This window comes from Neisseria sp. P0007.S010, from assembly GCF_051962875.1.
Classification (GTDB): domain Bacteria; phylum Pseudomonadota; class Gammaproteobacteria; order Burkholderiales; family Neisseriaceae; genus Neisseria; species Neisseria subflava_A.
Window position 1 is genome coordinate 1 of the sequence record NZ_JBQCUX010000011.1, and the last position, 14,030, is coordinate 14,030.

The window sequence follows — 14,030 nt, forward strand, 5'->3', positions numbered from 1 at the left end:
GATATTCGAAACAAAAACAGCCGAAAACCTGTGTTTAGGTTTCGGCTGTTGGGGGAAAGGAATTTTGCAAAGGTCTCGGCCTGTGTATATCAGCCTTAAGCTTCCGTTGCTGGAGTAGCGGTTTCTTCCAGTTCGGCTGCTGCTTTGGCGGCTTCCAAAGCAGCCAACTGGGTGGCTACGCCTTGTTCGATTTGAGCGAGGCCGGCAGATTTGGCTTCGTGGTAGGCTTCTTCCAAAGCATAACGGAAGCCGACTTCGTCGGTTCCGCCATGGCTCTTAATCACGATACCGCGTAAACCAAGCAGGATGGCGCCGTTAAATTTGCGCGGATCCAGTTTGCCTTTCAAGCCTTTGAGTGCGGGCAGGGCGGCAATGGCGGCAAGTTTGTTGAACAGGGTGCTTTGGAATTCACGGCGGATGGCGCCGCTCATGAATTTAACCGCGCCTTCGATGGTTTTGAGCATAACGTTGCCAACAAAACCGTCTGCGACAACGACATCAGCTTCGCCATACAAAACGCTGTTGCTTTCGATATTGCCGATGAAGTTGAGTTTGCTGCTGCTCAACAGTTTAAAGGTTTGTTTGACGGCATCCGTACCTTTGATGTCTTCTGTGCCGACGTTCAAAAGAGCGACACGCGGACTGCCTTTTTCTGGATGCAATGCGTGTACCAGCTCGCTGCCGATGATGGCAAATTGAACCAGTTGTTCGGGCGTACAGTCAACGTTGGCACCCAAATCCAAAGCTAAAGTAACGTGTTCGCTGTCGGATGGCAGGAATTTGGCGATGGCAGGACGCTCAATGCCGGGAATGGTTTTGAGGACGAATCGGGCGGTCGCCATCAGTGCGCCGGTATTGCCTGCCGATACGGCGGCTTGCGCGTTGCCTTCTTTGACTTGGTTGATGGCGATGCGCATGGATGATTCTTTTTTATTTTTCAGCGCAGATTGTGGCGCTTCATCCATTTCGACGACTTGCGCTGCATGGCAGACGGTAATGCGGTCCATAGGCGCACCAGCAGAGCTTAATGCTTGGCGGACTGCTGCTTCATCTCCGACCATAATCAGATGTACGTCGGATTGTTGTTTCAGGAAATCCACTGCACCGGGGACGGTAATCGCAAGGCCTGCATCTCCGCCCATGGCATCTACGGCCAGTGTAATCATGTTGTTCTCCGGTTTGTGTGTTTCAGACGGCCTCAGACAATCGGACAAGCACGCTCATCTGATTTTCAGGAGATTGAATTGAAAATCAGATGAAAAGGTTTGTTGCGATGGTCGTACCAAATTTATTGGTTTTGCGCGGCCAATTTGTTGTGTTCGTCGATGTCCAGCGCGTCCCAAGGATAGTTGATCCACCAGTCTTCAACGGTAATGCCGCTGAAATAAGGGACACCTTCGGGAATTTTGCCGACTTTGGCTTTGATTTTTTCATGCAATACTGCCACGCCGATGGTGCCGAAATCTTCTTTCAACAATTCGTTCAGGCAGAACTCCATGGTAACGCGGCTGTCGTCCACTTCGTCAACAACCAGTACGTTTTTGCCTTTCAGTACATCGGGAACGGGATCGAGCCATTGGACTTTTTTCACTTCCTCGGTCACTTGACCTTCGTTATCGCTGTCGTAGTAGGCTGTGGTGACGGCGTAAATCGGAATTTCCAAGAAGCAGCGCAACATGCGGGCAGGGATAAAACCGCCGCCGCCAATGGCAATCATGGCATCGTATTTAGTGCCAGAGTTTTGGATTTTTTCCGCCAATCCTTTGATTACGCGGTGGATGTCGTCGTAGGTGTACCAGATTTTACGTTTCATGGTGTGCTTCCGAAGAGGAAAATACAGGGTGCAATGCAAAAAAGCCAGTCATTGCATGGCAATATTCTGGCTTTTTCAGTCAGACGAACGGATTATTCGCCTTTAGCTTTTACCACTTTACGGCCACGGTACATACCGTTTGGAGAAATGTGGTGTGGACGATGTACTTCGCCGGTTGCGCTGTCAACAGACAGAGAAGGCGCAGTCAGAGCGTCGTGTGAACGGTGCATACCGCGTTTAGAAGGGGATTTTTTGTTTTGTTGAACGGCCATTTCAAGCTCCTAGATAAATAAACTGTGTCCTAATTAACTGCTTTTCAAACCTGCTAAAACAGCGAAGGGGTTTGGTTTGTCCCGATTGACTTCGTCCAGTGTTCCATTGTTGCCGCAGTCTTCGTGTCGAGGGGAGAAAGGGAGCGACATCAGGATTTGGTCTTCAACCAGAGTCCGCACGTCAAGCTCTTTTTCGAGCAGCATGCCTTCCAATTCTTCATCGGCAAGCATGGCTTCGTCCAAACTCTCTTCATCGGCAAACAGGACGATACGGCTGGTTTCATCGAGTAGAAACGGCATGGGCGTAATGCAACGCTGGCAAATCAGGGGCATGTCGGCTTTGACGTTTAAATCGAGAAACAGACGGTGCAGCCGGTCACGACCGCCTTGCAGCGTAAACGACACGCGTGTCTGTTTGTCGGCCGGATAATCGTGCGAACTGACTCGTTCATCCAATTCTTCGAGCAGGAAGCTGCCTTGCAGATTCTGCCCTTCGGCGGCGAAAACTTCTGGGTCAATCAAATTAGGGTATGACATAAACGGAGTATGATATAATTTCAGCAGTCTAACGTCAATGTTTTTAAGTAAAAATATGGAAGTAAAACTGCCTTTGGTTTTAGGGTCGAGTTCGGTTTTCCGCTGCGGACAGCTTCGCCGTTTGGGTATCGATTTTCAGACGGCATCGCCTGATTTTGACGAAACGCCTATTGAGGGCGAGCATGCAGGCGAGACGGCGCTGCGTTTGGCGGAAGGCAAAGCCCGTTCATTGGCGGCAACTTTCCCTGCCGCGCTGATTATCGGCGCAGACCAAGTCGCATGGTGCGAAGGACGGCAGTTGGGTAAACCGATGAACGTCGCAAATGCACAACAGATGCTGGCGGACTTAAGCGGAAAACGGATTGAATTTTACAGTGCAATCGTGCTTTTGAATACTGCTACGGGCAAGGTTCAGCATCATGTCGATCATACGGCGGTTGCCATGCGACAGTTGACGCAGGCGCAAATCAGCCGATATTTGGAACGAGAGCCGGATGCGGTTTATTGTGCCGGTGCGGCGAAGAGCGAGGGTTTGGGAGCTGCTTTGTTGGAGCGGATTGAAAGTACGGACCCGAATGCTTTGATCGGTCTGCCGATTTTCCGTCTGATTGATTTTTTGAAAAACGAAGGTGTGGAAGTTTTATAGTTTGAAGCCGTCTGAATGTGTTCAGACGGCCTGAGATTTTTGGGAGTTGCAAGAATGAAACCGATTTTGTATTTGATTCCTACCCCTTTGGGTGTGCCTGATACGCCATGCCTGTTGCCGCATGAGCAACAGGCGATTGTCGGGCTGACGGATTTTGTCGTGGAAGCGGAAAAAACAGCGCGTGCGCATTTGAAACATTTGGGCGTGACTACGCCTATCCGCGAACTGAATTTGCAAACGCTGAATGAACACACGGATTTCAAGACTTTGCCGGAATTACTGAAACCTTTGCAAGAAGGGCGCAGTATGGGCATTGTCAGCGAGGCGGGTTGCCCGGCTGTTGCCGATCCAGGCGCGAATTTGGTGGCGTTGGCGCATAAACACGGTTTTGAAGTACGGCCTTTGGTCGGCCCGTCCAGCTTGTTGCTGGCGCTGATGGCTTCGGGTGCGAATGGGCAAAACTTTGCGTTTAAGGGGTATCTGCCGTCTGAAAAAAATGAGCGCATTCAGCGTTTGAAGGCTTTGGAGCAACGTTCGCGCCAGCAGAATGAAACGCAGCTGTTTATCGAAACGCCGTATCGCAACGATGCGTTGTTGGCTGATGCGGTGGAAAACCTGCATCCCGAAACGCGCTTGTGCGTGGCCACGGATTTGACTTTGCCGACACAGGAAATCATCAGCCAGACGATTGCGCAGTGGAGAAAAAGAAAAGAAATGCCGAATTTGAAAAAACGCCCGACAATTTTTGTGTTGCATGCCGCTTAAAACTGTATTGGGTTCAATCTCAAACTATATTAGTTTGAGGAAATAAAAAAGGCCGTCTGAACAACAGACGGCCTTTTTGTTGCCTAAACCTTTATCAAGAAACGACTTCGCCTTGGGCGCGTTGTTTTTCGATGCTGCGGTTGATGTGCCATTGTTGGGCGATGGTCAAGAGGTTGTTGACTACCCAGTACAGAACCAAACCGGCAGGGAAGAAGAAGAACATGATGGAGAAAACCAAAGGCATGATTTTCATCATTTTCGCCTGCATAGGGTCGGTTGACGGCGGATTCAGATAAGTTTGTGCAAACATGGTTGCCGCCATAATCAAAGGCAGGATGTAGAAAGGATCCGGACGGCTCAAGTCGGTAATCCAACCCAACCAAGGCGCTTGGCGCAATTCTACGGAGGCGAACAATGCCCAGTACAGACCGATGAAGACGGGGATTTGTAACAGCATAGGCAGACAGCCGCCCAGCGGATTGATTTTCTCGTCTTTATAAAGCTGCATCATGGCTTGTTGTTGCGCCATGCGGTCATCGCCGTATTTCTCTTTGATGGCTTGCAATTTAGGTGCGGCAGCACGCATTTTTGCCATAGAGCGGTAAGAGGCGTTGGTCAATGGATACAGTACGGCTTTGACGATGATGGTCAAAACGATGATTGCCCAACCCCAGTTGCCGATGATGTTGTGCAGTTGGTTCAAGAGCCAGAAGAGTGGGGAGGCGAACCAGTGTACTTTGCCGTAGTCTTTGGCCAGTTGCAGTTTGTCGGCGATGTTGGCGATAACGGAAGTGGTTTGCGGACCGGCATACAGGTTGATGGCGGTTTCAGCTTTTGCGCCGGCTTGGATGGCGGCTAAAGGCACGCTGACGCTTGCGCTGTACAGGTTGTCGCCGCGACGTTTGATGTCGATGTTGCATTCGCCTGCAGAGCATACGCTTTGGCCGTCTTTAGGCTGCAAAATCCAAGTGGACATGAAGTGGTGTTCAATCATGCCGAGCCAGCCGGTCGGGGTTTTGCGGATGTATTCGGCTTCGGATTTGCCGGATTTGGCATCGTCGTCCAAATCAGAGAAGCTGACTTTTTGGAAGCCGCCTTCAGGGGTGTAAACCACCGGGCCGACGTAAGAGCGGGTGAAGTAGCCTTGGCCTTCAGGTTCGCTGTGGTCGCGAACGATGCGGTAGTCTGCGCTCAGGTTGACGGGTTGGCCGTTGCTGTTGGTAATGTCAAAGCGGACGTTAACCAAGTAACTGCCTTTGGTGAAAGTATAAACTTTGTCGATTTTCAGGCCGTTGGTTTCAGGTGCGCTCAGGCGGACTTCAACTTTGTCGCCCTCCAAACTGTATTGTTTTTGCGGAGCGGTAAAGCTGATGCCTTTCAGAACGTTGTTGCCTTGTGCGTCTAAAAGCTCGGATTGGGCAACGTAGGTGTATTCTTTGCCGTCGTTAAACAGGACGAAAGGTTTGTGTTCGTCGCCGGTTGCTTTGTATTGCAAGAGGGTCAGCTGACGCAGGTCGCCGCTTTTTTCATCGATGACGGCTTTAACCGTGTCTGTGGTAACGGTAATGGGAGAGGCCGGGGCAAGCGCGGCTTCGGTAGCGGCTTTTGCCGGAGCGGCAGCCGTTTGCTGTTGCGCGGCTTGTTGCGCCGGATTAGGTTTGGGGCTGGGGAAAAAATGTTCCCAGCCGGCAAAGATTGCCACTGAAATGGCAAAAAACGCCATTAGTCTTTTAAAATCCATAAGAGATTCCTGGAATTGACGGATAGGTAATCGAGATGAAAACTGCTTCAGACGGCATTATATAGAAACCGACGGGAAATTAAAGGAAATCGTGTTCTTTAAATGGTTGACAGCAGCATTATGGAACAGGGTCATGTCCGTGTCCGCCGAAAGGATGGCATCGTGCGATGCGTTTGATTGCCAGCCATCCGCCTTTGAATGCGCCGTATTTTTTGACGGCTTCGACTGCATATTGTGAACAGGTCGGGGTATAGCGGCAGCGCGGCGGAATGAGGGGGCTGATGCAGTATTGGTAAAAGCGGATGAGTGCAAGGAAGAGCTTGGAAAGCAGGGTATTCATCGGCGTTTTTTCATCAGCTGGGCAAGTTGGTTTCGGGCTTCCGGAGCAGTTTCCCGATTAAACGCCTGACGCACGCGCACAACAAAATCATGCGGCGGCAGCTGGTGTTGATTCAGTCTGAACCAGTCGCGGATGACGCGCTTCATATAATTGCGGTCGTGGGCGCGTTTGGCGGTCTTTTTGCTGATGACCAGGCCAAGGCGCGGATGGCCGAGCGCGTTGTCTGCGGACTGGGAGACTTGCAGCAAATCGCGGCTGCGTCGGTTTTTCAACGCAAAAACGGATGAAAAATCATCCGTTTTTAATAAGCGATACTGCTTCGAGAAGCCGTAATTCAAAATTATACAGCCAGGCGTTTGCGGCCTTTGGCACGACGGGCAGCCAATACTGCGCGACCACCGCGGGTTTTGGAGCGAACCAAGAAGCCGTGGGTGCGTTTGCGTTTGGTAACGGAAGGTTGATAAGTGCGTTTCATGATGTTTCCTAAAAATTGGTAGATAATTAAACCGTGAATTACACTCCAATTTGCTGCTTTTGTCAATCGATATAAAAACTTTTCGTTGGCCAAAGTGTGACAACGGGTTTTATGCATTGATAGAATTTGTGGATAAAATTTTGCGGCGGTTGTGGATAAAAAAGAGCGGAATGGGTATAATCGCCCAACCTTCTTTTCACTGTGCGCAAGGCCGTCTGAAAGTAGCGGGAGTATCGTAAAAATTTGATTTTTATCGGATTGCCTGTCTGCTCTGCCTTCTTGTATTTCCCAAATCTTCCATTTTCCGAGCTTAATCTCATGACGTTAGCTGAATTTTGGCCGCTGTGCCTTCGCCGCCTTCACGAAATGTTGCCTGCCGGGCAGTTTGCGCAATGGATTGCGCCTTTGACCGTGGGTGAAGAAAACGGCGTATGGGTGGTGTATGGTAAAAACCAATTTGCCTGCAATATGCTCAAAAGCCAGTTTGCAGCCAAAATTGACGCCGTGCGTGCTGAGTTGGTACCCCAGCAGGCTGCTTTCGCGTTTAAGCCGGGCGTAGGTACGCATTATGAAATGGCGACTCAGGCTGTTGCGCCGGTGCAAGTGCAAGAAGTCATTGAAGTTGAAGAATTTGTAGAGCCTGTTCAAATGTCTTTGCAAACTGCTGCAATAGAAGAAGATAGGCCGTCTGAAACGGTTTCCAAGCCTGCCACTACCATGACGGCTGCCGAGATTTTGGCGCAACGCATGAAAAACCTGCCGCATGAACCTCAAGTGCAAACTGCTGCTCCGGCTGAGTCTAAAGCAGTTACCAAAGCCAAAATTGACGCGCAACACGATGCGGAAGAAGCGCGCTACGAACAGACCAATTTGTCGCGCGACTATACATTTGAAACTTTGGTAGAAGGTAAGGGCAACCGCCTTGCTGCCGCAGCCGCCCAGGCGATTGCTGAAAATCCGGGGCAGGGCTACAACCCGTTTTTCTTATACGGCAGTACCGGTTTGGGTAAAACCCACTTGGTGCAAGCCATCGGCAACGAATTGCTGAAAAACCGTCCTGATGCCAAAGTGCGCTATATGCACTCGGACGACTATATCCGCAGCTTTATGAAGGCTGTGCGCAACAACACTTATGATGTGTTCAAGCAACAATACAAACAATATGACCTGCTGATTATCGACGATATTCAGTTTATCAAAGGCAAAGACCGTACGATGGAAGAGTTCTTCTATCTGTACAACCATTTCCACAACGAGAAAAAACAGCTGATTCTGACGTGCGACGTATTACCTGCCAAAATCGAGGGCATGGACGACCGTCTCAAATCTCGTTTCTCATGGGGTTTGACTTTGGAACTCGAGCCGCCCGAATTGGAAATGCGCGTGGCGATTTTGCAGAAAAAGGCAGAAGCAGCCGGCATCAGTATCGAAGACGAAGCCGCTCTGTTTATCGCCAATCTGATCCGCTCCAATGTGCGTGAGCTGGAAGGCGCGTTCAACCGTGTCAGCGCCAGCAGCCGTTTTATGAACCGTCCTGTCATCGACATGGATTTGGCGCGTACGGCTTTGCAGGATATTATTGCCGAGAAACACAAAGTCATTACTGCCGACATCATCATAGATGCGACAGCCAAATACTACCGTATTAAAATCAGCGATATATTAGGCAAAAAACGTACGCGCAACATCGCCCGTCCGCGCCAAGTTGCCATGAGCCTGACCAAAGAGCTGACCACGCTCAGTCTGCCTTCTATTGGCGATGCCTTTGGCGGCCGCGACCACACGACTGTGATGCACGGTGTTAAAGCGGTGGCGAAACTGCGTGAAGAAGATCCCGAATTGGCGCAAGACTACGAAAAACTGCTGATTTTGATTCAGAACTGACCCAATGCAATATTCAGACGGCCTGATGTCAATGTGAGGCCGTCTGAAAACAAAAAATATTTTAAAATACCCAAATCAACCGATTTCAAATTCAAAGGAATGGAACATGCTGATTTTACAAGCCGATCGCGACAGTCTGCTCAAGCCGTTGCAAGCCGTTACCGGTATTGTCGAACGTCGCCATACTCTGCCGATTTTGTCCAATGTGTTGCTGGAAAGCAAAGACGGACAAACCAAACTTTTGGCAACCGACTTGGAAATCCAAATCAATACCGCCGGCCCTGAAAGTCAGGCAGGCGATTTCCGTATTACGACCAACGCTAAAAAATTCCAAGACATTTTGCGCGCCCTGCCTGACAGTGCGCTGGTGTCACTGGATTGGGCGGACAACCGTTTGACTCTGCGCGCGGGCAAATCCCGTTTTGCCCTGCAAACCCTGCCGGCTGAAGACTTTCCGTTGATGAACGTCGGCAGCGACGTCAGCGCGACTTTCTCGCTGACTCAAGAAACCTTCAAAACCATGCTTTCGCAAGTGCAATACAGCATGGCGGTTCAAGATATCCGCTATTACCTCAACGGCTTGCTGATGCAGGTTGAAGGAAACCAATTGCGCCTTGTTGCAACCGACGGTCACCGCCTTGCTTATGCGGCCAGCCAAATTGAAGCAGAACTGCCGAAAACGGAAGTAATCCTGCCGCGCAAAACGGTATTGGAACTCTTCAAGCTGTTAAATAATCCGTCCGAGTCCATCACCGTTGAGCTTTTGGACAATCAAGTACGCTTCCAATGCAATGGCACGACCATTGTCAGCAAAGTCATCGATGGCAAATTCCCTGACTTTAACCGCGTGATTCCTTTGGATAACGACAAGATTTTCCTCGTATCCCGTACCCAGCTTTTGGGTGCGCTCGAACGTGCGGCCATTCTTGCCAATGAAAAATTCCGCGGCGCGCGACTGTTCCTGCAGCCTGGTTTGCTGAGTGTCGTATGTAGCAACAATGAGCAGGAAGAAGCGCGCGAAGAGCTGGAAATCGCTTACCAGGGCGGAGAACTCGAAGTCGGTTTCAATATTGGCTACTTGATGGATGTGTTGCGTAACATCCACTCCGACGATATGCAGCTTGCTTTCGGCGATGCCAACCGTTCAACGCTGTTTACCGTGCCGAACAATCCGAATTTCAAATACATCGTAATGCCGATGCGTATTTAATTGGTGTGTGAACAAACAAAAAGAGCGTGTATGGTACACGCTCTTTTTTATAGGATTGAATCAAAAGGCCGTCTGAAAATTGTTTTTCAGACGGCCTTTTGATTAAACCGGGATGATTCGGTTAAATAGGAAAACTGGGATTAACGTGGACGTGGTTCGCAGTTTTTCACCAGGAATGAGCCGTTAGGGGCGTTCACGCCAACTACTTCAGAAGTAGTGTGGGTGTTTTTGTCGATGAAACCGGCAGACATTGCATAACCTTGACGGTTGGTGAAAGTAGTGCCAGTGCTGTCAGAACGTTTTTTGTTGACAACCAAAGAGGCTTTTTTGCCACCGGCGTTTACGTCAGCAGTAACTGCACGGCCGCTACGGTCAAAGCCGTACATCACGTTCAGTGATTTGCCACCGTCACAATGGTAAGAAACGAAGCCGGCAGGTGCAGCGGCAGCAGAGAAGGAAACAGTAGCCAATGCGGCTGCAGTGATAACAGAAAGTAATTTCATGATCTAAGCTCCATATGAGGGTTGTGTGTTATCTTGCAAAATGAGAAAGGGTTTCCGTTTGCAGATGAAGCGTATTTTAGGCGTTTTGTCGGTAGTGGCAATTAGGTAAATTGCAAAACAGTGTTTACTTATGCTTACCCGATTGTTTATTAATAGAAAGTTGTTTGTAATTTGGTGTTGCAAAGTGGTTATGCGGATTGTTGCGGAATATATACATTAATGATTCTTTAAGAAATATAGCAAAAGAATACAAAAAAGGCCGTCTGAATATTCAGACGGCCTTTGATATGAAGCGGTTTACAAGAAGAAAATTGAAGCGATAGTCACGGCGATGACACCATAGATGCTCATCGGGATGACAGTTTTCTTGATGATCGCGCCTTCGGCGTTGTTTACGTTCAACACGCTGCATACGGCGATGATGTTGTTGATGCAGACCATGTTACCCATTGCGCCGCCTACGGATTGCAGGGCGAGGATGAGGGTAACGGACAGGCCGGTATCAAGCGCGATTTGTTGTTGAATCGGACCAAAGGTCAAGTTGGATACAGTGTTGGAGCCGGAGAAGAATGCACCGATTGCACCCAGGTATGGGGAGAAGTACACCCAGTGTTCGCCAGCCATATTGGCAAATTCTTTACCGATGATTTTCACCATGGAGTCGTCGCCGCCAACCATCATCAGTTGAACCATAATCAGCGCACCCATCAGGGCAAGCAGAGGTTTTTTGGTTTGGTTGAAGGTTGCAGCGTAGAAAGACCACGCATCTTTGAATTTGGTTTTGTACAGCAGGATGCAAATCCAAACGGTGAAGACAAACGGAATCCAAGCCGGAACGTAGAGGGTTTGGTAGGAAGCGTTTACGCCTTGGCCGAAGATGTTGCCGAAGGTGATGGTCAGGGAGTCGCTGACGGTGATTTTGGACAAATCAAACGGCAGTTGGAAGCTGAACCATTCTTCTTTGCTGGTCAGCAGGCCTTTGATGCCCAGCTGTTTGATACGGGTTATCACCAGCATGCCGATCAGCATACCCAAAGGAGCCAGTGCTTTGGCAACTTGTGCGAAAGGTACTTTTTCTGCGTTCGGGTCTTTGGCGTAATCTTTGCTCAAGCCCCAGCCGCGGTTTGCGGCGAATACGGATACCATCAGGCCGATTGCGCCGGCAACCAGAGATGGGAATTCTTCATTGACCATCGCCAATGCAACGTAAGGAAGGGTACAGGAGAATACGGCGATACCGATGAAGCCCAAGTTTTTGCGGATTTCAGCCCAAGGTACGATGAAGCTCAAGCCGATCACAGGGATGATGAAACCAGCAAAGAAGTGCATTACGCCGGTTTGCATACCGATTTCCATAATGCTCTTTTGATCCAAGCCCAAAGGAGCGAAGCCGAACCAAGTCGGGGTACCTACTGCACCGAAGGATACGGGTACGGAGTTCATGACCAAAGTGAAGATGGCTACTTTTAATGGGTTGAAGCCCAAGCTCATCAGGATTGGCGCGGCAATGGCGGCAGGTGTGCCGAAACCGGATGCGCCTTCAATCATAAAGGCGAAAGACCAGCCGATGATCATCAACTGGGCAATCGGATTCGGGCTGATGGTGGCCAGCCATTTGCGGATGACATCGATACAGCCGGTGGTTTCCATCATGCGGTTAAACATAATGGCACCGAAAATTACGGTAATCGGGGTCAGGGTAGAGACGAGGCCGGACGCGGCTGTTGCGTTGAGCAACATGGCGTCGTCGCCGAAATAAAACAGTTTGATGGCATAAATCAGCGCGGCGGTAATCGGCAACGCGACGTAGGACGGCATACTGTTTTTCTTAACCATCAGCCAGATCAGCAGCACGATGGGAAAAATACTGAGAAAGAGAGCCATGGGATTATCCTCGGGGCAACAAGCATCATAACCGTCAATCAATGGCGGTTTGATGCGATGTGTTGAGTAGTTAATGTTTTTCGAATAAGGATTGCTATTTTTTTTAGATGCAACCAGTTATCAGGTAAATTGGTTTTACCAATTTATGAAAACTGTTGCACACTTTACGTAATCTTATGTAATCGGTCAAGTGGTTTGTAATAAAAAGGCCGTCTGAAATAGGGTTTTCAGACGGCCTGAGAGCTTTGCCAGTAGTTCATTTGGTCGAATATCGAATGGTATTTACATTCAATATTTTGTAAAGATTTTGTTTTTAATTGATTTCAAACGAATTATTCTATTCCTGCCCATTTATGCGTTTGTACGCTCAATTGCCAATGGACGGGGGCATCGGGTCGGCTGTTTAATACGCCGATTTGGCGGATGGTGTCGTAGATATTCATCACACCATCTTGCTCGCAAGGCGAGAGGTAGTAATGTTGGGCGCGGATTTTGCGTTCCATCTCTTGGCAAAACGCAATGACATCGCCGTCGGCAACAATGCGCACTTCGTCGGCTTTCTCAATGCAACTAGATTCATATTTGGCGGCATAGCAGGCCTTAGGGCTGGTAGCAACATAGTCGATTTGCGGCGGCGCATGGTTGAGGCCGTTGGTTTCGAGACACAGAAAATAGCCTTCGGCTTTGAGTGCATTGAGCAGGGTATCCAAATGCGGTTGGATGGTGGGTTCGCCGCCGGTAATGATGATGTTGCGCGCCGTGTAGGTTTTCAGACGGCCTAAAATATCGGACAGGCTCATCATGCCGAATTTGAGGTAGTCGGTGTCGCACCAGCTGCACGCGAGATTGCATTTGCCCAGGCGGATGAAAATGGCGGGCATGCCTGTATTCCAGCCTTCGCCTTGCAGGCTTTCAAAGATTTCGACAATGCGGTATTGGGGATTGTTCGGAGTGATTTGAATGGTCATGAATGTCGGGTGTGCGGGTTTTAATTGTTGTGGTGAAGCGTTTTGAGAAATCGGGTGAGGCAGCCATTCTTTCTGTTAGTTCGAGTGGAAAGAACGGCTGGTGTGTTTAAGCGGCAATGACGGCTGCGGCGGCCAAAAATGCCGGCAAGCCTTGTTTGAGCAAAATGCCTTTGTTGCCGGATGAAAACGCGCCCCATGCGGCGGCGATGAGGACAAAGCCGAGGAACAGGATGGTCACGCCGTAAACCGCGTTGTCAGGTGCGGCAAAGCGAGCCCATACCAAGCCGATGGCAAGGAAGCCGTTGTACAGGCCTTGGTTGGAAAACAGGGTTTGTACGCGTTTTTGTTCCATAAATTCGTAAGGCATATTGAACAGCTCTGACGCTTTTTCGCTTGGGATTTGCGTCATTTCGAGCCAGGCGATGTAGAAATGTTCGACAGCGACGAAGAGGACGAGGAGGGTGGAGATGATTTTCATGAAGATTCCTTTTGATGTTTAGCGGATGGGTGTGTTTGGGGAACAGGCCGTCTGAAAAATACAAAATGCCGGTTTATTCCCCTTCATATTCCGCACACGAAGTCGGCGTTTCCCATAGTTTCACGCTGCACACTTTGACACCGGCGTTTTTCAGACGGCCATACATTTCTACGCTCATGTTTTCGGCGGTGGTGCGGCAGGGCAGGCGCAGGGTTTTCATGTTCCAGCCTTCCAAAAGCGCGGCAATTTGGCTTTCGCGTTCGTTGTTGCCGTGATAGATGAAGGCATGGTCGAACGGGTCGGTAATATGTTGTTTGACGATGGCTTTCAGGTCGGTAAAGTCCATCACCATGCCGTCTTTTGCACCGCCTCGGATAACGGGTGCGGAGACGGTGATTTCGAGTTTGTAGGTGTGGCCGTGAAGGTTTTGGCACTTGCCGTCATGCCCGTCGAGCATGTGCGAGGAATCGAAGGTAAAGATTTTGGTGATTTTCATGAGATGAAGGAAGCCGAT

The 14,030-nt window shown here is 49.7% G+C and carries 17 protein-coding genes; 4 read left to right on the forward strand and 13 right to left on the reverse strand.

What is annotated here, in order from left to right; all coding sequences use genetic code 11:
• Positions 1-95: 95 nt before the first annotated feature.
• From plsX to ACTHR7_RS08565, 4 genes are all read right to left on the reverse strand, one after another.
• The gene (plsX, locus tag ACTHR7_RS08550; RefSeq protein WP_293203710.1) at positions 96-1,166 is read right to left on the reverse strand and encodes a phosphate acyltransferase PlsX; all 1,071 of its coding nucleotides are present in this window, start codon (positions 1,164-1,166) and stop codon (positions 96-98) included.
• Positions 1,167-1,288: 122 nt separating this feature from the next.
• On the reverse strand, positions 1,289-1,813 hold the full coding sequence (locus ACTHR7_RS08555) for a phosphoribosyltransferase (protein ID WP_293203711.1): 525 nt from the start codon (positions 1,811-1,813) through the stop codon (positions 1,289-1,291).
• Between the two features lie 92 nt (positions 1,814-1,905).
• On the reverse strand, positions 1,906-2,085 hold the full coding sequence (gene rpmF, locus ACTHR7_RS08560) for a 50S ribosomal protein L32 (protein ID WP_002240035.1): 180 nt from the start codon (positions 2,083-2,085) through the stop codon (positions 1,906-1,908).
• 33 nt (positions 2,086-2,118) lie between these two features.
• A complete protein-coding gene (locus ACTHR7_RS08565; RefSeq protein WP_070713613.1) occupies positions 2,119-2,622 on the reverse strand; it encodes a YceD family protein in 504 nt (167 codons plus the stop codon).
• Between the two features lie 55 nt (positions 2,623-2,677).
• On the opposite strand from ACTHR7_RS08565, the gene ACTHR7_RS08570 reads away from it, so the two are divergent.
• Complete coding sequence (locus ACTHR7_RS08570; RefSeq protein ID WP_440370677.1) at positions 2,678-3,268, forward strand: Maf family protein; 591 nt, start codon at positions 2,678-2,680, stop codon at positions 3,266-3,268.
• Between the two features lie 54 nt (positions 3,269-3,322).
• Positions 3,323-4,033, forward strand: a complete 711-nt coding sequence (locus ACTHR7_RS08575; RefSeq protein WP_440370659.1) for an SAM-dependent methyltransferase — start codon at positions 3,323-3,325, stop codon at positions 4,031-4,033.
• Between the two features lie 94 nt (positions 4,034-4,127).
• On the opposite strand, the gene yidC is transcribed toward ACTHR7_RS08575, so the two are convergent.
• The 4 genes from yidC to rpmH all read right to left on the reverse strand — a co-directional run bounded on the left by yidC (position 4,128) and on the right by rpmH (position 6,589).
• Positions 4,128-5,774, reverse strand: a complete 1,647-nt coding sequence (gene yidC / locus ACTHR7_RS08580) for a membrane protein insertase YidC (protein ID WP_440370660.1) — start codon at positions 5,772-5,774, stop codon at positions 4,128-4,130.
• A gap of 118 nt (positions 5,775-5,892) precedes the next feature.
• The gene (gene yidD, locus ACTHR7_RS08585; protein WP_003684591.1) at positions 5,893-6,114 is read right to left on the reverse strand and encodes a membrane protein insertion efficiency factor YidD; all 222 of its coding nucleotides are present in this window, start codon (positions 6,112-6,114) and stop codon (positions 5,893-5,895) included.
• The gene (rnpA, locus tag ACTHR7_RS08590; RefSeq protein WP_049332631.1) at positions 6,111-6,452 is read right to left on the reverse strand and encodes a ribonuclease P protein component; all 342 of its coding nucleotides are present in this window, start codon (positions 6,450-6,452) and stop codon (positions 6,111-6,113) included. Before rnpA ends, yidD begins: the two co-directional genes overlap by 4 nt.
• 2 nt (positions 6,453-6,454) lie before the next feature.
• Complete coding sequence (rpmH, locus tag ACTHR7_RS08595; protein ID WP_002214728.1) at positions 6,455-6,589, reverse strand: 50S ribosomal protein L34; 135 nt, start codon at positions 6,587-6,589, stop codon at positions 6,455-6,457.
• Positions 6,590-6,907: 318 nt separating this feature from the next.
• On the opposite strand from rpmH, the gene dnaA reads away from it, so the two are divergent.
• Together dnaA and dnaN are read left to right on the forward strand one after the other, a co-directional pair.
• On the forward strand, positions 6,908-8,473 hold the full coding sequence (dnaA, locus tag ACTHR7_RS08600) for a chromosomal replication initiator protein DnaA (RefSeq protein ID WP_440370661.1): 1,566 nt from the start codon (positions 6,908-6,910) through the stop codon (positions 8,471-8,473).
• A gap of 106 nt (positions 8,474-8,579) precedes the next feature.
• Positions 8,580-9,683: a DNA polymerase III subunit beta gene (dnaN, locus tag ACTHR7_RS08605; protein WP_004520410.1), complete on the forward strand. Its 1,104-nt coding sequence runs from the start codon at positions 8,580-8,582 to the stop codon at positions 9,681-9,683.
• Positions 9,684-9,823: 140 nt separating this feature from the next.
• On the opposite strand, the gene ACTHR7_RS08610 is transcribed toward dnaN, so the two are convergent.
• From ACTHR7_RS08610 to queD, 5 genes are all read right to left on the reverse strand, one after another.
• Positions 9,824-10,186 carry an ACP-like domain-containing protein gene (locus tag ACTHR7_RS08610; RefSeq protein ID WP_070460395.1) on the reverse strand — a complete coding sequence of 121 codons (363 nt, stop codon included), beginning with the start codon at positions 10,184-10,186 and terminating at the stop codon, positions 9,824-9,826.
• A 297-nt stretch (positions 10,187-10,483) separates the two neighbouring features.
• Positions 10,484-12,070 (reverse strand): L-lactate permease, encoded by a 1,587-nt coding sequence (locus tag ACTHR7_RS08615; RefSeq protein ID WP_070460394.1) that lies wholly within the window; start codon positions 12,068-12,070, stop codon positions 10,484-10,486.
• 332 nt (positions 12,071-12,402) lie between these two features.
• Complete coding sequence (locus ACTHR7_RS08620) at positions 12,403-13,038, reverse strand: 7-carboxy-7-deazaguanine synthase QueE (RefSeq protein WP_070625179.1); 636 nt, start codon at positions 13,036-13,038, stop codon at positions 12,403-12,405.
• 106 nt (positions 13,039-13,144) lie between these two features.
• On the reverse strand, positions 13,145-13,516 hold the full coding sequence (locus tag ACTHR7_RS08625; RefSeq protein ID WP_107867804.1) for a DUF1304 domain-containing protein: 372 nt from the start codon (positions 13,514-13,516) through the stop codon (positions 13,145-13,147).
• A 73-nt stretch (positions 13,517-13,589) separates the two neighbouring features.
• Positions 13,590-14,012 carry a 6-carboxytetrahydropterin synthase QueD gene (gene queD, locus ACTHR7_RS08630; RefSeq protein ID WP_107867803.1) on the reverse strand — a complete coding sequence of 141 codons (423 nt, stop codon included), beginning with the start codon at positions 14,010-14,012 and terminating at the stop codon, positions 13,590-13,592.
• Positions 14,013-14,030: the final 18 nt, after the last annotated feature.